The organism is Rhodopseudomonas sp., from assembly GCF_036404135.1.
Classification (GTDB): Bacteria; Pseudomonadota; Alphaproteobacteria; order Rhizobiales; family Xanthobacteraceae; genus Rhodopseudomonas_A.
Genome location: NZ_DASWPE010000140.1, coordinates 20,120 through 37,730, shown reverse-complemented (window position 1 = coordinate 37,730; position 17,611 = coordinate 20,120). Strand labels below are relative to the sequence as shown.

The following is a 17,611-nucleotide window of genomic DNA, read 5'->3' as shown; positions in this document are numbered from 1 at the left end:
TCGGGTTCGATGGAACGACGGACGAAGGCCCAAGCTGAGGTTCGGGCTTCAAAGCCCTCGGATGACCCGGTCTCTCGTCCGCCACCGCGCGAGACAGCCTACCGCCTCGCCCAGCAGAATTTAAGTTACAAGGATGACGGCAGAAGGCGAGGATGCACCCAAGATCAGGCGCGTGATCGGACGATCAGACGCTCATCACCCCAGGCGTCGTCATCCTGAGGCGCCCGAGCAACGCGAGGGCCTCGAAGGATGCGGCTGCGAGTCGCTGCGGCGCCTCAAAGCCCGCGGCCATCCTTCGAGACACCCGGCTTCGCTCTTCGAGCTACGCCGGGTTCCTCAGGATGACGGCAGAAGGCGAGGAGGCACCCAAGATCAGGCGCGTGATCGGACGATCAGACGCTCATCACCCCCGGCGCCGTCATCCTGAGGCGCCCGAGCAACGCGAGGGCCTCGAAGGATGCGGCCGCAAGTCGCTGCGGCGCCTCAAAGCCCGCGGCCCATCCTTCGAGACACCCGGCTTCGCCCTCACGGGCTACGCCGGGTTCCTCAGGATGACGGCGGAATGCGAGGATGCACCCAAGATCAGGCGCGTGATCGGACGATCAGACCGGGACCCAACATCAATGCTGGCGCAGTACCAGCGCCAGCAGCGCGATCGCCGCGGCCAGCACGCCGACGCCGACGGCGACGATGCCGCCGAGACGCACCGTCAGCCGCAGGGTCTGGGTGTCGATCGCCGCCTGCAATTCCGACTTCACCAGCAGCAGATCGGATCTGACTGCCTGCAAATCCGGTTTTGTCACCAGCTCGGTCATGATGAACTCGCGCGCCGCCTCGGCATGGGCCTCGGCCTGTTCGTTCGCCACGCCGGCATTTCGCAGCCGCTTGGCGTAACCCAACGTATCAAATGCAAAGGCCCCCGCGATGCCCCGACGCCAGACCTACACAACCCAGGATAGGTCGAATCCCGGGCCGACCGCAAGATCACGCGACCGCGCCTAGCGCCGTCGTTCCAACGCCGCCCTACTCCGCCGGCTTGACGTCCGGCGGCGCCGTTGCGGCGGCAGCGGCGGCGGCCTTCTTCTCCACCAGGGCGACGGCGATGATCGAGCCCTCGTAGAGCAGCAATAGCGGGATCGCCAGCGAGGCCTGGCTGATCACGTCGGGCGGCGTCAACACCGCGGCGATGATGAACGCCACCACGATGAAATAGCGCCGCTTCTCGCGCAATTGCTTGGCGGTGATGATGCCGATGCGGCCGAGCAGCGTCAGGATCACCGGCAGTTGGAACGCAAGGCCAAAGGCGAAGATCAGCGACATCATCAGCGACAGATATTCGCCGACCTTGGGCAACAGCTGGATCTGCGCGGTCTCGGCGCCGCCCAGCTGCTGCATGCCGAGCGAGAACCGCACCAGCATCGGCAGCACCACGAAATACACCAAGAGCGAACCCAGCACGAAGAACACCGGGGTGGCGATCAGATAGGGCAGAAACGCGCCGCGCTCGTGCTTGTAGAGGCCGGGCGCCACGAACATGTAGATTTGGGCGGCGACGATCGGAAACGAGACGAAGCCGGCGCCGAACATCGCCAGCTTGAGCTGGGTCAGGAAATATTCCAGCAGCGCGGTGTAGATGAATTTCGAATTCTCCGGCCCGGCGATCCAGACGAACGGCCACACCAGCACGTTGTAGATCTGCTTGGCGAAGAAGAAGCACAGGATGAAGGCGAGGCCGAACGCCAACAGCGCCTTGATCAGCCGCGAGCGCAGCTCGATCAGATGATCCATCAGCGGCGCCTTGCTGGCCTCGATGTCCTCGGCGCTCATGAGGCTTTGGCGTCCTTGGCGGGATCGTCAGCGGAGGCGGCAGCCGCGGCCGGCTCGGCGGGCGGCGCCAGCGCCGGATGGATGTCCTGGGTGATCGCCAACGGCTCGCCGGCCGGCGCCTCGGTCGCAGCGGCCTCGGTCGCGGGCGCGCCGGCCGCGGCGATGATCGCGGCCTCAGTCTCGGCCGCACGCAAGGTCTCCGCGGTCGGCGGTTGCGGCGTGGTCGGCTCCACCGGCGGGGTGTCGATGTGCGCGATCTTGTCGACGGTCATCGCGGCGTCGACGTCGTTCTGCAGCGAGGTCATGATGTTGTCGCGGCTGAAGGTGTTGGCGGTGGCCTTGATCTCGTCGAAGCTCTTCTTGAGGTCGGCCATCTCCGCCTCGCGCATCGCCTCGTTGAACTGGCCCTGGAACTCGGCCGCCATCCTGCGCGCCTTGCCCATCCACTGCCCGACCATGCGCAGCACGCCGGGCAATTCCTTCGGGCCGATCGCGATCAGCGCCACGACGCCGATCACAAGCAGTTCACTCCAGCCGATGTCGAACATGAAAGCTTCCGCTCACGCAAGGTTGGCCCGATGCTCAGGCGCCCCACGTCCCCCCTGGTCGGAAATCCCCGCCAAAACCGCCATGGTCGGCCGCCCCCGGCGTGCCACAGCTTTGCCGCAACATTTTCGGCCTCAAACGGCCTTGCTGCCGACGTCGCTGCGGGTCGTGGCGCTCGGCGTGGCGGTGTGGTCGATCGACTTCACGGGCTCGGGCTTTTCCGCAGGCTTTTCATCGTCCTGCAAGCCCTTCTTGAAGGATTTGATGCCCTGGGCGACGTCGCCCATCAGGTCGGAGATCTTGCCGCGACCGAACAGCAGCAGGACCACGCCGATCACCACGATCCAGTGCCAAATGCTGAGTGAGCCCATCCTGATTCCTCCAAACACGCGGCCGGCGCGGCAGCCTCATCTACCATGGAAGCTAGGCGCAGGAGGTGTCAAAAACAAGAACTTAAGCCGTGCTTTAGGTGGCGCCCAAGGCGTCACTCGGGCTCGCCCGGGCCGTCCTCGGCGTCGGCTACCGGCGCCAGCGCCAGTTCCAATTCGCCGATCTCCAGCGGGTCCTCGTCGTCGCGCAGCGCCGGATCGTCCGATGGCATCGGCACGCTGAAGCCCGACGGCAGCCGCGAGTCGAGCAGCCCGGTGCCCTTCAGTTCCTCGAGGCCGGGCAGATCGCCGAGCGATTCCAGGCTGAACTGCGACAGGAACGCCTCGGTGGTGCCGAAGGTCAACGGCCGGCCCGGGGTCTTGCGGCGGCCGCGCGGCTTCACCCAGCCGGTTTCCAGCAGCACGTCCAGCGTGCCCTTGGACGTGACCACGCCGCGAATATCCTCGATCTCGGCGCGGGTCACCGGCTGGTGATAGGCGATGATCGCCAGCATCTCGATCGCCGCGCGCGACAGCCGCCGGGTCTCGGTGCTCTCGCGGGTCATCAGCCAGGCCAGATCGCCGGCGGTGCGGAACGTCCATTTGCTGGCGACGCGGACCAGATTGACGCCGCGATGGGCGTAATCGAGCTGCAGCTGCAACAGCGCCGCCTTGACGTCGACGCCCTCCGGCATCCGTTTGGCAAGCGCCGCCGTATCCAGCGGCTCGGCCGAGGCAAACAGCAGCGCTTCCAGCAGCCGCAGTTCTTCCGGCCGCGGCTGCGGCGTTTCGGAGACCTCCTCGCGCGTCGGCTCGGAGATGTCGGCAGAGCTGTCCTCGGCTTCGATCACGCGCATTTCCGCCAGACTGGCCATGGCTTGGTCTCCTTGTTCACTACTCGGCCGGAACGTCCGGCGCGGTCGTCGTCTCAACCGGATGCGGCGGCCGCTTACGAAAATACAGCGGCGCGAACGCCTCCGACTGATGCAGTTCGAGTTTGCCTTCGCGCACCAATTCCAGCGCCGCCGCGAAGCTGGAGGCGAACACGGTGGCCTTTTGCGAGGGATCGATGACGTATTCGATCAGGTAGTCGTCGAGCTTGGCCCATTCCTCGGCGATGCCGACCAGGCGCTCCAGGGACGCCCGCGCCTCGGCCAAGGACCACACCGTGCGGCGCGCCAGATGCACCTTGGCGATCACGCTCTGCTGGCGCTGCGCGGCATAGGCCGACAGCAGGTCATACAGCGTCGCGGTGAAACGCGGATGCTTGACCTCGGCGATGCTCTCCGGCAACCCGCGCGGAAAGATGTCGCGCTGCAATTGCGGCCTGGTCATCAGCCGGTTCGAGGCCTCACGGATCGCTTCCAGCCGGCGCAGCCGGTTGGCGAGCGCAGTCGCCATGTCCTCGGCGCTCGGGCCGTCGGGCGTCGGCGGCTCCGGCAGCAGCAGCCGGGACTTCAGGAAGGCCAGCCAGGCCGCCATCACCAGATAGTCGGCGGCAAGTTCGAGGCGGATTTTTCGCGCCGCTTCGATGAACACCAGATACTGGTCGGCGAGCGCCAGGATCGAGATCTTGTGCAGATCGACCTTCTGCTGCCGCGCTAGCGCCAGCAGCAGGTCGAGCGGGCCTTCGTAGCCCTCGACGTCGACCAGCAGCGCCGGCTCGTCGTCGGCGGGCACCAGGTCGGTTGCCGGCCGGCCGGTTTCGAACGACAGGATCTCCGCGCTCATGCGCCCACTCCAGCTCGGCCGATCAAGGCGTCGAGGTCATTGCGTGCCGCGACCCGGTCGAACGGCTGCGGCGCCTGCCGTGACGCCAGCGCGCGGTCGGCGCGGGCTTTGGCTTCGCCGGCAAGCCACGGCGCCGCATCGGCCACCGCGTGCATTTCGTCGAGCTTGCCGTTGCAGTGCAAAAGCATGTCGCAACCGGCCTGGACGACGGCGCGGCTGCGCTCCGCGATCGTTCCGGCCAGCGCATTCATCGAGACATCGTCGCTCATCAACAGCCCCTGGAACCCGATCGTCCCGCGAATCACCCGTTCAATGATTGTCGCAGAAGTGGTCGCAGGTTGGGCGGCGTCGAGATCGCTGAACACAACATGCGCGGTCATCGCCATCGGCAGATCGGCCAGCGGTTGGAACGCGGCAAAATCGCTGCGCGCCAGTTCGGCGAGCGGGGTGTCCACCACCGGCAGCGCGTGATGGGTGTCGGCGGTGGCGCGGCCATGGCCGGGAATGTGCTTCAGCACCGGCAGCACGCCGCCCTGCTGCAACCCTTGCGTGACGGCGCGGGCGATCGCCGCGACTTTGCCGGGCTCGGTGCCATAGGCGCGGTTGCCGATCACCGCGTCGGCGCCTTCCACCGGCACGTCGGCCAGCGGCAGGCAATCCACGGTGATGCCGAGCTCGATCAGATCGGCGGCGATCAGCCGCGCGGAAAGCCGCGCCGCGGCGAGGCCGAGCTGCGAATCAATGTCGTACAGCGCCGAAAACACCGCGCCCGGCGGATACACCGGCCAGTGCGGCGGACCTAGCCGCTGCACCCGGCCGCCCTCCTGGTCGATCAGCAGTGGGGCCTCAGCAAACTCCGCGACCTCACGCAATTCCGTAACAAGTGCCGAGGCTTGTTGCGGTGACTCGATGTTGCGCTTGAAGAGGATAAAGCCCCACGGCCGGGTCGAGCGAATGAACGCGCGTTCCTCGGCGGTCAAGACGGTGCCGGACACACCGACAATAAATGCGCGCCTGTTCATCATGGGCCGATTAGCCCGCGTGGCGCTCCGGGGTCAAGGAAACCGCCGTTAATTTCTTTGGACGACGCACTGTCCGCCAGCAGTTTTCAGGTTGCCGCAGAATTGCGCGGCCTCGTCCGGCGAGCCGAACGGTCCGACCATGGCGCGATAATACACGCCCTTGTCGCCGAGATCGGCGCGCTTGATCACCGGCGGGTGCGATCCCAGCACCGAGCCGAACTTGCTCTGCAGCGCGCGATAAGAGGCCTTGGCGTCGGCCTCGCTGCGTTGCGAGGACACCTGCACCACATAGCCGCCGCTGGTCGCCGGCTGTTCCGTGGGTTGCGTCGAGGCGACGCGGGCGCGCGGCTCGGCGGGCTGGCTCTGCGGCGACAGCGACAGCGGCGCATTGGCGGTCGAGGCATTGGCGTTGGCCACCGGAGCCGGCGGGGTGCGCGCCGCGGCCGGCGCCGGCGCCGCGGGCTTGGCGGCGCTGCGGGCGTTCGGCGCCGCCGACGGATCGGCCTGATCCGGGCGAACGCTGAGTGTCTTGATCTTGCGCGGCTCTTCGCCGAGCGCGCCGGTCGAGTTGGCGGAGAGCTGCTTGCCGGCCGGGGCGACGCTCGCGGCGGACGGCGGACTGCCGTTTGGCGCCAGCGGCGGCAGCACCACGCGCGGCGTCGCCTTGCTCGGATCCTGCGGCTGTTCTTCGCGCGAAATCAGGGTTTCCACGGTGTTGCCGGCGGCCAGCCGATCCTGGATCGGTTTGCCGGCGGCGTCGGCCGACGGCGGCACCACCTTGATCGGGCCGGCCTCGGCCTTGATCACCGGCGGCTCGCCGCTGCGCGGCGACCCGACATAATTGCGATAGCCGAACGCCCCGGCGGTGCCAACCACCGCCAGCGCAAGCACGGCAGCCACGGTCAACATGCCGCTGCGGCGGCGCTGCGGCGCCTCGCCGCCGTCGTCGGCATAGCCGTCGGCGTATTCGTAGGGCTGATCGGAATAGCCCTCCTGCTGCGGATGCAGATAGCCCTGCGCCGGGTCGATCTGACCGTACAGCGCGTCGTCGTAGCGCGACGGGTCGGCCGGCTGCGCCGCGGTGGCGTCGGCATAGAGCTGCTGTTCGCGGTAATCCGGTTCGGCGGCGGGCTGCGGCGCCGCATAGCGCGGCGCCGGGTGCGCGGCGATCAACGGCTCCTGGCGAAAGCCGGTGTCGCGGCCGCCGCGGTTCTGCATCCACGACGGCAGCGGCGCCATCGGCGCCTCGGCCTCGCCCTCGGGCGGCTGCGCCGGCAGCCGAAATTGATCGCGCAACGGGTCGTGCGCGGGCTCGCTGGAGTCCGGCGCCGGCGCCGTTTGATTGGCGCGACCAAAATTGCTGAACGGATCGGTCTGGCCGATCAGCCGCGCCAACTCGGCCAACGGATCGCCGTCGGCCTTGGCGACCGCGTTCTCACCGCCGCGGTACTCGTCCTCCGCGGGAAAAGGTCTGTCCTGGTACCGTTGAGCCATCGTGATGTCGCATCCCCTTCGGGAAAGCCGCCAACCCGCCGTTACGAACGAAACAGCCGCTGTTAAGAGCCGTCACGATCCCGACGTGACAGCCGTCCCCCGCCTAACGCATCTCGTCTGGTGCATGGACGCCGAGTACGGCGAGGCCTGACGCCAGAACCGAGACGGCACCCTGGACCAAGGCCAGCCGCGCCTTGGTAATCTCTGCATCATTATTGATAATGAAGCGTAAATGAGGCAAATCGCGGCCCCGCGTCCAGAGCGCGTGGAATTCGCTGGCAAGCTCATAGAGATAGAACGCGATGCGGTGCGGCTCATGCGCCAACGCCGCGGCTTCGACGATCCGCGGATACAGAGCGAGCTGCCGCAACAGGCCGAGCTCCGCGGTGTCGGTCAGCCGATCCACCGCGGCATCGGCGAGGAACGCCGCACGCGCCACCGCGTCCTCCGGCAGCTCAGGGATCACCTCGCGGGCGTTGCGGAACACGGAGTGGCCGCGGGCGTGGCCGTATTGCACGTAGAACACCGCATTGTCCTTGGACTGCTCGATCACCTTGGCAAGATCGAAATCCAGCACCGCGTCGTTCTTGCGGAACAGCATCATGAAGCGCACCGCGTCGGAGCCGACCTCGTCGACCACTTCGCGCAGCGTGACGAAATCGCCGGAGCGCTTCGACATCTTCACCGGCTCGCCATTGCGCAACAGCTTGACCAATTGCACGATCTTGACGTCGAGCGTGGCCTGCCCGGCGGTCACCGCCTTGATCGCGGCCTGCACCCGCTTGATGTAGCCGCCATGGTCGGAGCCCCAGACGTCGATCAGGTTGCGGAAGCCGCGGTCGAATTTGGTCTTGTGATAGGCGATGTCGGAAGCGAAATAGGTGTAGGAGCCGTCCGACTTCAGTAGCGGCCGGTCGACGTCGTCGCCATAGGCGGTGGCGCGGAACAGGGTCTGTTCGCGGTCCTCATAGTCCTCGACCGGCGCGCCCTTCGGCGGCGGCAGCCGGCCTTCATAGACGTCGCCCTTGGCGCGCAGGAAATCGATTGTGGCGGCGACGCGGTCAACTGCGTTAGTCTGCTTCTGTTTTCGTATTTTGGATGAGGCAAGACCGCAATCAATTAGATAGACAAGGATTTTCCCGACTGTCGCATCTGATATTTTTGAGCCGTGCTCCCGGAGATAAGGTCCTATTCTAGCCCGCCCCCAAGACGGCTCGTTTCGTCGCTGAATGAGAACAGCCTCAACCCAATCTCGCCTCCAACGCTTTGACCTTTCCTGTGCGACGGCGCTTCCTGCAATCAACGAGCGCTCTGAAAAGAACTCTTCATGAGTGATGTTGAGCGCCGCGAGGTCGCCGCGGATCATCTCCATCATCATTTTGATCGCTGTTTGGCGCACGATGGGGAGCTTCTCGCTCTCTGGCACTACTTTTAACGCTGCACCAAAATTTGCGGCCAGCGCCTCGCCGACCGGCTTCAGATAGTCGCCGGGATAGAGTCCTTCCGGAATGTCGCCGATCGCTTCGCCGAGCGCCTCGCGGTAGCGCAGCAGCGCGGAGCGGGCCAGCACGTCGACCTGGGCGCCGGCGTCGTTGATGTAGTATTCCCGCATCACCTCATAGCCGGCGAAGTCGAGCAGGCTCGCCAGCGCGTCGCCGAACACCGCGCCGCGGCAATGCCCGACATGCATCGGGCCGGTCGGGTTGGCGGAGACGTATTCGACATTGACCTTCTCGGCGGCGCCGACCGAGCTACGGCCATAGCCGGCGCCCTGCGCCAGCACGGTGCGCAACGCCTGCGACCACACTTTCGGCTGCAGCGTGAGATTGATGAAGCCTGGCCCCGCGACCTCGACCTTGGCCACCAGATCGTCGCCGCGCAGCTTTTCGGCGATCTTGTCGGCGAGTTCGCGCGGCTTCGCCTTGGCCTCCTTGGCCAGCACCATCGCCGCATTGGTCGCCATATCGCCATGGCTCGCATCCTTCGGCGGCTCGACCACGATGCGCGAAAGATCAATGCCTGCGGGCAGCGCGCCCTCGGCGGCGAGCGCTTCGCAGACCGCGTGGACGCGGGACAACAGGACGGCGAACAGATGCGGCGGCGAAACGGAATCGAGCATGGACGTGAAAACCAAACTTGCGCCGGATCATTCCGGCTTGAGGGTGTGCGGCCCGTGAGATAGCCGGTTTGCCGGCGGCGTGCCGCAAAACTTTCCGCAAAGCCCCGTCAGCGGCGCCGGGCGGAACCGGATTTGTTCGGCAAGGTAAGCACTTAACGCCGCCGCCTAACGCAATTCGGGAGTTAAGTCAAAAAGCCGCTGGTGCTCGGTGAGCGCGAAGCGGTCGGTCATTCCGGCGATGAAATTGCAGATTCGGCGCAGCCGGTCGGCCTCGGTCTCGCCCGGGGCGGCCGCCGCCGCCAGCCATTCCGTCGGCAGATCCGCCGGATGGTCGCGGTAGCGGGCAAACAGCTCGAACACCACGGTCGCGGCGTCGTCCATCACCCGCATCACCCGCGGGTGGCGATACATGTGCCGCTTCAGGAACGCCTTGATCAGCGCCTCGGCTTCGGCTGCGTCCGGCGCGAAGCCGATCATCGCACCTCCGGCCTGGCGCACCGCCTGCGCCGAAGCCGGCCGCGCGCTTTGCAGCCGCCGGCCGGCCTCGCTCACCGCCGCGCCGATCAGGTAGGAAATCAGCTCGCGCACCAGTTCGGCGCCGCGCCGCGCCGCGTCGAGCCCGGGATAGCGTAAGTCGATCGCCGCGATCATCCGCGCGGTCAGCGGCATCTCGCCGAGATCGTCGACGGTAAACAGCCCGGCGCGCAAGCCGTCGTCGATGTCGTGGGCGTCGTAGGCGATGTCGTCGGCGATGCCGGCGACCTGCGCCTCCAGCGAGGCGTGGCTCCACAATTCCAGGTCGTAGCCGCGGTTGAATTCGACGATGCCGATCGGCACGCCATGCGCCTGGTAGCGGCCGAGCGCCGCGCCGGCGCGGTCGGTCAAAGGCCCGTTGTGCTTGACGATGCCCTCCAGGGTCTCCCAGCTCAGATTGAGACCGTTGAACTGCGGATAGCGATGCTCCAGCGCCGTCACCACCCGCAGGCTCTGGGCGTTGTGGTCGAAGCCGCCATGGCCCTGCAGGCAGGCGTCGAGCGCGCGCTCGCCGGCATGGCCGAACGGCGGATGGCCGAGATCATGCGCCAGCGCCAGCGCCTCGGTGAGGTCCTCGTCGAGCCCGAGCTGGCGGGCGATGGCGCGGGCGATCTGCGCCACCTCCAGCGAATGCGTCAGCCGGGTGCGGTAGTGGTCGCCCTCGTGATAGACGAACACCTGGGTCTTGTGCTTCAGCCGGCGAAACCCGGTGGAATGGATCACCCGGTCGCAATCGCGCCGGAACGGGCTGCGGGTCTTGCTCGGCAATTCCTGAAACAGCCGGCCGCGGCTCGCATCGGGATCGCAGGCGAACGCCGCGCGAGGAGCTGCCATTCCGACCGACACGATGCGTCCCTTCTGCGATTGATTCCGCAACCCGCCGCACTTAACTATGGCGGGCGGGTTATTCCAATGCTTTGCAACGCCGCTCACGGCTTCGGAGACAGCTCATGACCGCCAGCGTCACCATCAGCGAACGCGCCGCCCGCCGGATCGGCGAAATCCTCACCAAAGAGGGTGACGGCGCGATGCTGCGGATCAGCGTCGAGGGCGGCGGCTGTTCGGGCTTTCAGTACAAGTTCGACGTCGACCGCGCCAAGAATGCCGACGATACCGTGATCGCGCGCGACAGCGCGGTGGTGCTGGTGGATTCCGCTTCGGTGCCGTTTCTTGAAGGCGCCGAACTGGATTTCGTCGACGATTTGATCGGCGCCTCGTTCCGGGTCAACAATCCGAACGCCACCGCGTCCTGCGGCTGCGGCACCAGCTTCTCGGTCTGACGCAGGATTGGATCGCGCCGTCGTGCGAAGTTTCAATCGGCCTGGTTGTGCCGCGGCGACGGCGCGCGCAGCGCCCAGCGGAGCGCGTTGCGGCTGAGCTCGACGCGCGCCAGCGGCCCGGCATCGACCCGCCAGAAGCTCAGCGCCGGCGCCTGCAGCACATGGATCATTGCGGCGCGCAGAATCGCCGCATGGCTGATCGCCAGCACCCGGCCTGACAGCTGCAATTCATCGAGCCACAACCCGACGCGCGCGATCACCGCGGCGACCGATTCGCCGCCATGCGGCGCCGCCTCCGGCGACGACATCCACAGCGCCAGCGCCTCCGGCTCAGCGGCGGCGACCTCGGCGATTCCCCGCCCGCGCCAGCGGCCGGCCTCGGCGTCGCGTAGCTGCGGAATCGATTCGGCCTCAAGCCGCAGCGCGGCCGCGGTCTGCAGCGCCGCGCGCGAGGCACTGCTCAGCACGCGATCAAACCGCGGCAGCACTGCGTCCAGCGCATTTGCCGCCGCAACGCCCTTGGCTTCGAGCGCCTCGTCCTCGGCAAAGCACGCAGCACGGGTCGCAGCGGTCGATGCGTGGCAAAGCAAGGTGAGATGCAGCGTCATATCAGGGTCCATGGCATCGGCGGCGTCGGTCGACTGCTGCTAACACAGGCCGCGCCACTATCCATCCGCTACATTGACACCGCCAATGTGAAGGGGCAGAATTCGGCGTCTGCTATTGAAGGGAAGCCGGTGAGAACCCGGCACGGTCGCGCCGCTGTGACCGATCCTGCTGCAAGCTCGGATCGGAAGTCAGACCCCCTCGAAGCATTCATGTCTCGAACGGGACGCGTAATCCCAGAGGAATTCTGATGTCACATATCGCCTACGCGCAAACTGCCACCGCCGCCATTCCCGCCGTCATCCCGGTCCGCGAGATCCTGCCCTGGGCCATCTTCGGCGGCCTGCTGGCCATCCTCGCGATCTATTTCATCGGTGCCGAACAAGGCGCGGTGTCGATGTTCGACGGCATGTACATCCACGAATTCGTCCATGACGGCCGCCATCTGCTCGGCTTTCCCTGCCACTGAGCCAGAGGCCGATCCATCATGGTTAGGACTCTCCTGATCCGGGGGATGCTGGTCGGCATCCTCGCCGGATTGCTGGCGGCTGGCTTCGGCTATCTGTTCGGCGAACCGCAGGTCGATCTCGCGATCGCCTTCGAAGAGCACGCCAGCGCAGCCGCCGGTGCCGCGGCCGAGCCCGAACTGGTGAGCCGCACGGTGCAGAGCACCTACGGGCTGTTCACCGGCATCGTCGTGGTGGGCTGTGCGCTGGGCGGCATTTTCGGCCTGGCCTTCGCCTATTTCCACGGCCGGCTCGGACGCTGGTCGCCGTCACTGACCGCCGCGGTGCTTGCCGCCGCCGGCTTCGTCGTGCTGGTGCTGGTGCCGCAGCTGAAATACCCGGCCAATCCGCCGGCGGTCGGCAGCCCCGACACCATCGCCGCCCGCACCGCGTTCTACTTCCTGCTGCTCGGCCTGTCGGTCGGCGTCGCCATTGCCGCACTCGGCACCGGGCGACAGTTGGTCGCCCGGCTCGGCCGCTGGGGTGCGACGCTCGGCGGCATCGCGATCTATACCATCGCGATGGCCTGCGTGATGGTGGCGCTGCCGTCGATCAGCGAGGTACCAAGCGACTTTTCCACCGACCTGTTGTGGAAATTCCGCGCCGCCTCGTTGGGAATCGGCGCGGTGCTATGGGCGACGCTGGGGCTGGCCTTCGGCGCGCTGACCGAGCGGCAGTTCGCGGCCTCCGGCCGCCCGCGCTAAGCCATCGTTGCGCACAAGACTGCGCTCCCAAGGGAGCGCAGCGTTGCGCCGGGGGACCCGTGATGAAACCTCCCGGCCCGATCCGAACCATGCTGCTGATCGCCGCGACGCTGCTCGCGGCCGCGGCGATGCCGGCGCCGGCCAACGCGCATCACCGCAGCGGCGGGCCGACCAGCGGCATCGCGATTCCCAGCCTGTCGCACGGCCAGATGGCGGTGCTCGACGCCAACCGCGCCGCGATCCTGGCGCTGGCCGGGCGGCAGCCGCCGCGCGACGAGCGGTTTTCGCGAATCCTGAACTACGCCCGGATCCAATATGCGGTCTGCCTGTGGGGGCTGATGCCGGGCGCCATCGACAATGACGACAGCCCGTTCAACGAATGCGCGCACGCCTATCTCGCGGCGACGCGGGCGTTGCTGTCGGCGATGAGCGAGGCCGCCGACCCGCCGCGCGAGGCGCAGGCGCTGGCCGCCAAGGTCGACAACGAATTGCTGCTGAACGGCACGCTGGCTTTGTGCAGCTTCAGCGGCGAGACCTTCAACACCGCCGACGTGGTGACGCCGCATTGGGCCGACCTGCCCGGCCATCTGCCGAGCCTTGCGGTGGTCGGAAGCCTTTCGTTTGCGGCGATCGGCGGCACCGCGCTGGCGCTGCGTCCGCGACGTCGGCGGCGCTGACATCATCCCCCGATGACGCGGTGATGACGCAGCGCTCGACCGGGCCGAGAGCACGGCGCAGTTCGCTCAGCCACACCCCGGCAGCCCGGCCGAGCGACTTTTGCGCGGGGACGGAATGACTTATCATGGCCGCCCGATAGCGTTTTCGAGCGAAGTGGATCCCAATTCGCGTGAAGAAAGCGCGTCAAAATAACAATCCAGGGCTCCGGTGCTGATTCTATCAGACCCGGAATAGCTCCAGATATAACCATGTTATGCCGCCCCCGGCTCAACTCGCGGTCATGAAAGTGCCCATGCGCATCGCCACCTGGAACGTGAATTCTGTGCGGCAACGGCTCGACCATTTGCTGGTCTGGCTGAAGGACTGCGCGCCCGACATCGTCTGCCTGCAGGAGATCAAATGCGTCGACGATGCGTTCCCGCGGGAAGCCATTGAAGCGTTGGGTTACAACGTGGTGACGCACGGCCAGAAGACCTTCAACGGCGTGGCGCTATTGTCGAAATATCCGCTGGAGGAAGCCACCCCGCAACTGCCCGGCGACGCCGACGACCTGCACGCCCGCTTCATCGAAGGCGTGGTGTCGCTGCAAAGCGGCGTGGTGCGCGTCGCCTGCCTCTATCTGCCCAACGGCAATCCGCCGGAGACCGAGAAATACACTTACAAGCTGAAATGGATGTCGCGGCTTCTTGAATATGCGAAGGAGCGCCTGAAGGCCGAGGAGCCGCTGATCCTGGCGGGCGATTTCAACGTCATCCCGGCGCCGGCCGACGTCTACAATCCGCCGGCCTGGGTGGGCGACGCGCTGTTCAAGCCGCAGACCCGCGAGAGTTTCCAGGCGCTGCTCGGGCTCGGGCTGACCGACGCGCTGCGCGCCGTGACCGACGCGCCCGGTCAATACACCTTCTGGGACTATCAGGCCGGCGCCTGGCAGAAGAATTGGGGCATCCGCATCGATCATCTCTTGCTGTCGCCGCAGGCTGCCGACCGCCTCACCAGCGTCGGCATCGACAAGCACGTCCGGAGTTGGGAAAAACCGTCCGACCACGTGCCGGTGTGGATCGATCTCGATCTGGCGGCGTAACGCCGCAAGCGCGCTGACGCCGCAAGCACGCTGACGCCGCAAGCGACCCGGCGACGCCAGCGACCTGCCCGCCCAAGCGGCCTGACCCAAGCACGGCGTCATCCTGAGGCGCCCGAGCGACGCGAGGGCCTCGAAGGATGCGGCCTCAAGCACCAACCGACCGCCGGCGCCCTTCGAGGGCTCGCTGCGCTCGCCGCCTCAGGGTGACGGCGCCGCGGGGCGGCATCAATAAGCGCGCGCAGGCGAGCAAACAGGGTCCGGCCATATTGCCGGTGTGGATCGATCTCGATCTGGCGGCATGAGGCGCAAGCGCGCTGACGCCGCAAGCGACCCGACGACGCCAGCGACCTGCCCGCCCAAGCGGCCTGACCCAAGCAGGGCGTCATCCTGAGGCGCCCGAGCGACGCGAGGGCCTCGAAGGATGGGCCTCGAAGGATGTGGCCTCAAGCACCAACCGACCGCCGTCGCCCTTCGAGGGCTCGCTGCGCTCGCCGCCTCAGGGTGACGGCTCCGCGGGGCGGGAGTTCAGCATGATGGATCAGCGTGGCGAACGTCGGACTGCAAACCGAACGTGCTCAGTCTTTGCGGCCCTGCACCCAGTGCTCGAGCATCTGCAGCGCCATGGCGCGGTCGTCCTCGGAGGCCTTGGAGATGGCTTTGTTGTAGCTGTCCTTGATCCAGGCCTCGTCGGGGGCTGCGGCGTCGCGGGCCAGCGTCAGCCACATCAGGCCGCGCGCTGCCTGCTTCGGCAATTGCTCGCCGTTGAACAGCATCTGGCCGAGCAGCGCCTGGGCCTGGTGCTGGCCCTTCTGCGCGGCAAGCCCGAGCCAGCGCGCGCCGTAGCGACTATCGCGCGGCGTGCCGACACCGTTGAGATACAGCCTCGCCAGGTCGTATTGCGCGTCGGCATTGCCGAAATACGACGCCGCGTAGGAGAACATCTCCCGCGCCCGCTCGGCGTCGGCCTTGATCTTGGAGTTGGGGATGCCGCCGAGATAATAGCGCCCCAGCGCCACGAAGGCGTTGGCGACGATCGCCGCCTGCGGCGCCGAAGGGCTGTCCTCGGCGTGGGCGTTGGCGATCCGGCTGAAATATTCGAACGCCACCACGTCGTCCTGGGCGACGCCGTCGCCGATCGCATACATCCGGCCGAGCTTCCACTGTGCCACCGGATGGCCGCCCTCGGCGGCGTATTGCAGCGCGGTCAGCGAGGTGATCGGCGCTGCCGCCTTCTTCATCGTGGCGACCGAACCGGGCTGCGCCGCGGCCACCGGGATCGCGGTTTCGTCGCCGGTGACCGGCGTGCCTTCGAACGCCAGAGCCGGCGCCGCCGCGAGAGCGCCCAACACCATCACCACTGAAAAGCTACGCTTAAACATCCGCATAACAATATTTCTCGTGCGAACCACCCGGATGGGTCACCGCGCCATTGACCGCGGGTCCGACCTGCTGGGCATATTTCCACAACGCGCCTGACGAATGGTTGGTCTCGCGCGGCTGCCAAGTGGTCCTGCGCGCGGAGAGTTCGGCTTCGGTCAATTTTACGTTAAGCGTGCCGGCCACGGCGTCGATCTCGATGATGTCGCCGTCCTTAAGCAGCGCGATCGGCCCGCCCAGCGCCGCCTCCGGTCCGACATGGCCGATGCAGAAGCCGCGGGTGGCGCCGGAGAACCGGCCGTCGGTGATCAGCGCGATCTTGCCGCCCATGCCCTGGCCGGTCAGCGCCGCGGTGGTCGACAGCATCTCGCGCATGCCGGGGCCGCCGCGCGGCCCCTCATAGCGGATCACGATCACTTCGCCTTCGCGATAGGTCTTGTGCTGCACCGCCTCGAAGGCGTCCTCTTCGCGGTCGAAGCAGCGCGCCGGGCCGGTGAATGTCAGCTTGGCCATGCCGGCGACCTTGACGATGGCGCCCTCGGGCGCCAGGTTGCCCTTAAGTCCAACCACCCCACCTGTCACGGTGATCGGGCGATCCGCTGGGCGCACCACGTCCTGGTCGGGATTCCATTTCACGGTCGATAAATTTTCCGCAATCGTCCGGCCGGTGACCGTCAGGCAGTCGCCGTGCAGGTGGCCATGATCGAGCAAGGTTTTCATCAGAAGCGGTATGCCACCAGCTTCGTACATGTCTTTGGCGACATAACGGCCGCCCGGTTTCAAATCCGCGACATAGGGTGTCTTTTTGAAGATTTCGGCGACGTCGAACAGGTCGAACTTGATGCCGCATTCATGCGCGATCGCTGGCAGGTGCAGCGCGGCATTGGTCGAGCCGCCGGAGGCAGCGACCACCGCGGCGGCGTTCTGCAGCGCCTTCAAGGTGACGATGTCGCGCGGCCGGATATTTTTCGCGATCAGCGTCATGATCTGCTCGCCGGCGGTCATGCAGAAGGCGTCGCGGATTTCGTAAGGCGCCGGCGCGCCGGCTGAATAGGGCAGCGCCAGACCGATCGCCTCCGACACCGTCGCCATGGTGTTGGCGGTGAACTGGGCGCCGCAGGCCCCGGCCGAGGGGCACGCCACCCGCTCGATTTCGTCGAGGTCGGCGTCCGACATCGCGCCGACCGAATGCTTGCCGACCGCCTCGAACATGTCCTGCACGGTGACCTGCTGACCGCGGAAGGTGCCGGGCAGGATCGAGCCGCCATAGATGAAGATCGACGGCACGTTGAGCCGCACCATCGCCATCATCATGCCGGGCAACGACTTGTCGCAGCCGGCCAAGCCGACCAGCGCGTCGTAGGAGTGGCCGCGGATCGTCAGTTCGACGGAGTCGGCGATCACTTCGCGCGAGGGCAGCGACGAGCGCATGCCGTCATGGCCCATGGCGATGCCGTCGGTGACGGTGATGGTGCAGAATTCGCGCGGGGTGCCGCCGGCGGCGGCGACGCCCTTCTTCACCGCCTGGGCCTGGCGCATCAGCGAGATGTTGCAGGGCGCCGCCTCGTTCCAGCACGACGCCACGCCGACGAACGGCTGGTGGATCTGCTGCGTGGTCAGCCCCATGGCATAGAGGTAGGAGCGGTGCGGCGCGCGCTCCGGCCCCTCCGTCACATGACGGCTCGGCAACCTCGCCTTGCTGCTGGAGTTAGCGTCCACGAACCAGTTTCCCCGGCCA

Annotated in this window: 18 protein-coding genes and 1 riboswitch; of the genes, 5 read left to right on the top strand and 13 right to left on the bottom strand. The window is 66.8% G+C overall.

Annotated elements, in window-relative coordinates; translation table 11 throughout:
* Positions 1 to 620: 620 nt before the first annotated feature.
* From VGC77_RS17175 to VGC77_RS17130, 10 genes are all read right to left on the bottom strand, one after another.
* Positions 621 to 866, bottom strand: a complete 246-nt coding sequence (locus VGC77_RS17175) for a hypothetical protein (protein WP_331172779.1) — start codon at positions 864 to 866, stop codon at positions 621 to 623.
* A 157-nt stretch (positions 867 to 1,023) separates the two neighbouring features.
* Positions 1,024 to 1,827 (bottom strand): twin-arginine translocase subunit TatC, encoded by an 804-nt coding sequence (tatC, locus tag VGC77_RS17170; protein ID WP_331172778.1) that lies wholly within the window; start codon positions 1,825 to 1,827, stop codon positions 1,024 to 1,026.
* Positions 1,824 to 2,375 carry a Sec-independent protein translocase protein TatB gene (tatB, locus tag VGC77_RS17165; RefSeq protein ID WP_331172777.1) on the bottom strand — a complete coding sequence of 184 codons (552 nt, stop codon included), beginning with the start codon at positions 2,373 to 2,375 and terminating at the stop codon, positions 1,824 to 1,826. Before tatB ends, tatC begins: the two co-directional genes overlap by 4 nt.
* Before the next feature lie 132 nt (positions 2,376 to 2,507).
* Complete coding sequence (locus VGC77_RS17160) at positions 2,508 to 2,744, bottom strand: twin-arginine translocase TatA/TatE family subunit (protein WP_331172776.1); 237 nt, start codon at positions 2,742 to 2,744, stop codon at positions 2,508 to 2,510.
* Between the two features lie 113 nt (positions 2,745 to 2,857).
* Complete coding sequence (gene scpB, locus VGC77_RS17155; RefSeq protein ID WP_331172775.1) at positions 2,858 to 3,616, bottom strand: SMC-Scp complex subunit ScpB; 759 nt, start codon at positions 3,614 to 3,616, stop codon at positions 2,858 to 2,860.
* Positions 3,617 to 3,635: 19 nt separating this feature from the next.
* Positions 3,636 to 4,472, bottom strand: a complete 837-nt coding sequence (locus VGC77_RS17150; RefSeq protein WP_331172774.1) for a ScpA family protein — start codon at positions 4,470 to 4,472, stop codon at positions 3,636 to 3,638.
* Positions 4,469 to 5,494, bottom strand: coding sequence for a beta-N-acetylhexosaminidase (nagZ, locus tag VGC77_RS17145; RefSeq protein WP_331172781.1), 1,026 nt, complete (start codon positions 5,492 to 5,494; stop codon positions 4,469 to 4,471). The genes VGC77_RS17150 and nagZ overlap by 4 nt, the downstream gene beginning before the upstream one ends.
* Before the next feature lie 48 nt (positions 5,495 to 5,542).
* Positions 5,543 to 6,988, bottom strand: coding sequence for an SPOR domain-containing protein (locus VGC77_RS17140; RefSeq protein ID WP_331172773.1), 1,446 nt, complete (start codon positions 6,986 to 6,988; stop codon positions 5,543 to 5,545).
* 103 nt (positions 6,989 to 7,091) lie between these two features.
* Positions 7,092 to 9,107: an arginine--tRNA ligase gene (locus tag VGC77_RS17135; RefSeq protein WP_331172772.1), complete on the bottom strand. Its 2,016-nt coding sequence runs from the start codon at positions 9,105 to 9,107 to the stop codon at positions 7,092 to 7,094.
* Between the two features lie 165 nt (positions 9,108 to 9,272).
* Positions 9,273 to 10,487, bottom strand: a complete 1,215-nt coding sequence (locus VGC77_RS17130) for a deoxyguanosinetriphosphate triphosphohydrolase (RefSeq protein WP_331172771.1) — start codon at positions 10,485 to 10,487, stop codon at positions 9,273 to 9,275.
* A 104-nt stretch (positions 10,488 to 10,591) separates the two neighbouring features.
* On the opposite strand from VGC77_RS17130, the gene erpA reads away from it, so the two are divergent.
* Entirely contained in the window at positions 10,592 to 10,921 is a 330-nt protein-coding gene (erpA, locus tag VGC77_RS17125; protein WP_331172770.1) for an iron-sulfur cluster insertion protein ErpA, read from the top strand.
* Positions 10,922 to 10,953: 32 nt separating this feature from the next.
* Here erpA and VGC77_RS17120 read toward each other — a convergent pair whose 3' ends face one another.
* Positions 10,954 to 11,529, bottom strand: a complete 576-nt coding sequence (locus VGC77_RS17120) for a histidine phosphatase family protein (protein ID WP_331172769.1) — start codon at positions 11,527 to 11,529, stop codon at positions 10,954 to 10,956.
* 73 nt (positions 11,530 to 11,602) lie between these two features.
* Positions 11,603 to 11,746, top strand: a riboswitch (cobalamin riboswitch).
* Between the two features lie 31 nt (positions 11,747 to 11,777).
* Between VGC77_RS17120 and VGC77_RS17115 the strand changes: the two genes are divergently transcribed.
* From VGC77_RS17115 to xth, 4 genes are all read left to right on the top strand, one after another.
* Complete coding sequence (locus VGC77_RS17115) at positions 11,778 to 11,996, top strand: CbtB domain-containing protein (RefSeq protein ID WP_331172768.1); 219 nt, start codon at positions 11,778 to 11,780, stop codon at positions 11,994 to 11,996.
* Positions 11,997 to 12,014: 18 nt separating this feature from the next.
* Positions 12,015 to 12,737 (top strand): CbtA family protein, encoded by a 723-nt coding sequence (locus VGC77_RS17110; RefSeq protein WP_331172767.1) that lies wholly within the window; start codon positions 12,015 to 12,017, stop codon positions 12,735 to 12,737.
* Positions 12,738 to 12,799: 62 nt separating this feature from the next.
* Positions 12,800 to 13,414, top strand: coding sequence for a hypothetical protein (locus VGC77_RS17105; protein ID WP_331172766.1), 615 nt, complete (start codon positions 12,800 to 12,802; stop codon positions 13,412 to 13,414).
* A 293-nt stretch (positions 13,415 to 13,707) separates the two neighbouring features.
* Positions 13,708 to 14,496, top strand: a complete 789-nt coding sequence (gene xth / locus VGC77_RS17100; protein WP_331172765.1) for an exodeoxyribonuclease III — start codon at positions 13,708 to 13,710, stop codon at positions 14,494 to 14,496.
* 575 nt (positions 14,497 to 15,071) lie between these two features.
* Here the strand turns inward: xth and VGC77_RS17095 are convergent.
* Both VGC77_RS17095 and ilvD read right to left on the bottom strand, forming a co-directional pair.
* Positions 15,072 to 15,881 (bottom strand): tetratricopeptide repeat protein, encoded by an 810-nt coding sequence (locus tag VGC77_RS17095; protein WP_331172764.1) that lies wholly within the window; start codon positions 15,879 to 15,881, stop codon positions 15,072 to 15,074.
* A complete protein-coding gene (ilvD, locus tag VGC77_RS17090; protein WP_331172763.1) occupies positions 15,868 to 17,592 on the bottom strand; it encodes a dihydroxy-acid dehydratase in 1,725 nt (574 codons plus the stop codon). Before ilvD ends, VGC77_RS17095 begins: the two co-directional genes overlap by 14 nt.
* Positions 17,593 to 17,611 lie beyond the last annotated feature (19 nt).

Excerpts from the sequence above, each read along its gene's own strand:
- tatC (WP_331172778.1), bottom strand. The coding sequence starts at position 1,827 with ATGAGCGCCGAGGACATCGAGGCCAGCAAGGCGCCGCTGATGGATCAT.
- tatB (WP_331172777.1), bottom strand. The coding sequence starts at position 2,375 with ATGTTCGACATCGGCTGGAGTGAACTGCTTGTGATCGGCGTCGTGGCG.
- VGC77_RS17160 (WP_331172776.1), bottom strand. The coding sequence starts at position 2,744 with ATGGGCTCACTCAGCATTTGGCACTGGATCGTGGTGATCGGCGTGGTC.
- scpB (WP_331172775.1), bottom strand. The coding sequence starts at position 3,616 with ATGGCCAGTCTGGCGGAAATGCGCGTGATCGAAGCCGAGGACAGCTCT.
- VGC77_RS17150 (WP_331172774.1), bottom strand. The coding sequence starts at position 4,472 with ATGAGCGCGGAGATCCTGTCGTTCGAAACCGGCCGGCCGGCAACCGAC.
- nagZ (WP_331172781.1), bottom strand. The coding sequence starts at position 5,494 with ATGAACAGGCGCGCATTTATTGTCGGTGTGTCCGGCACCGTCTTGACC.
- VGC77_RS17140 (WP_331172773.1), bottom strand. The coding sequence starts at position 6,988 with ATGGCTCAACGGTACCAGGACAGACCTTTTCCCGCGGAGGACGAGTAC.
- VGC77_RS17135 (WP_331172772.1), bottom strand. The coding sequence starts at position 9,107 with ATGCTCGATTCCGTTTCGCCGCCGCATCTGTTCGCCGTCCTGTTGTCC.
- erpA (WP_331172770.1), top strand. The coding sequence starts at position 10,592 with ATGACCGCCAGCGTCACCATCAGCGAACGCGCCGCCCGCCGGATCGGC.
- VGC77_RS17120 (WP_331172769.1), bottom strand. The coding sequence starts at position 11,529 with ATGACGCTGCATCTCACCTTGCTTTGCCACGCATCGACCGCTGCGACC.
- VGC77_RS17115 (WP_331172768.1), top strand. The coding sequence starts at position 11,778 with ATGTCACATATCGCCTACGCGCAAACTGCCACCGCCGCCATTCCCGCC.
- VGC77_RS17110 (WP_331172767.1), top strand. The coding sequence starts at position 12,015 with ATGGTTAGGACTCTCCTGATCCGGGGGATGCTGGTCGGCATCCTCGCC.
- VGC77_RS17105 (WP_331172766.1), top strand. The coding sequence starts at position 12,800 with ATGAAACCTCCCGGCCCGATCCGAACCATGCTGCTGATCGCCGCGACG.
- xth (WP_331172765.1), top strand. The coding sequence starts at position 13,708 with ATGCGCATCGCCACCTGGAACGTGAATTCTGTGCGGCAACGGCTCGAC.
- VGC77_RS17095 (WP_331172764.1), bottom strand. The coding sequence starts at position 15,881 with ATGCGGATGTTTAAGCGTAGCTTTTCAGTGGTGATGGTGTTGGGCGCT.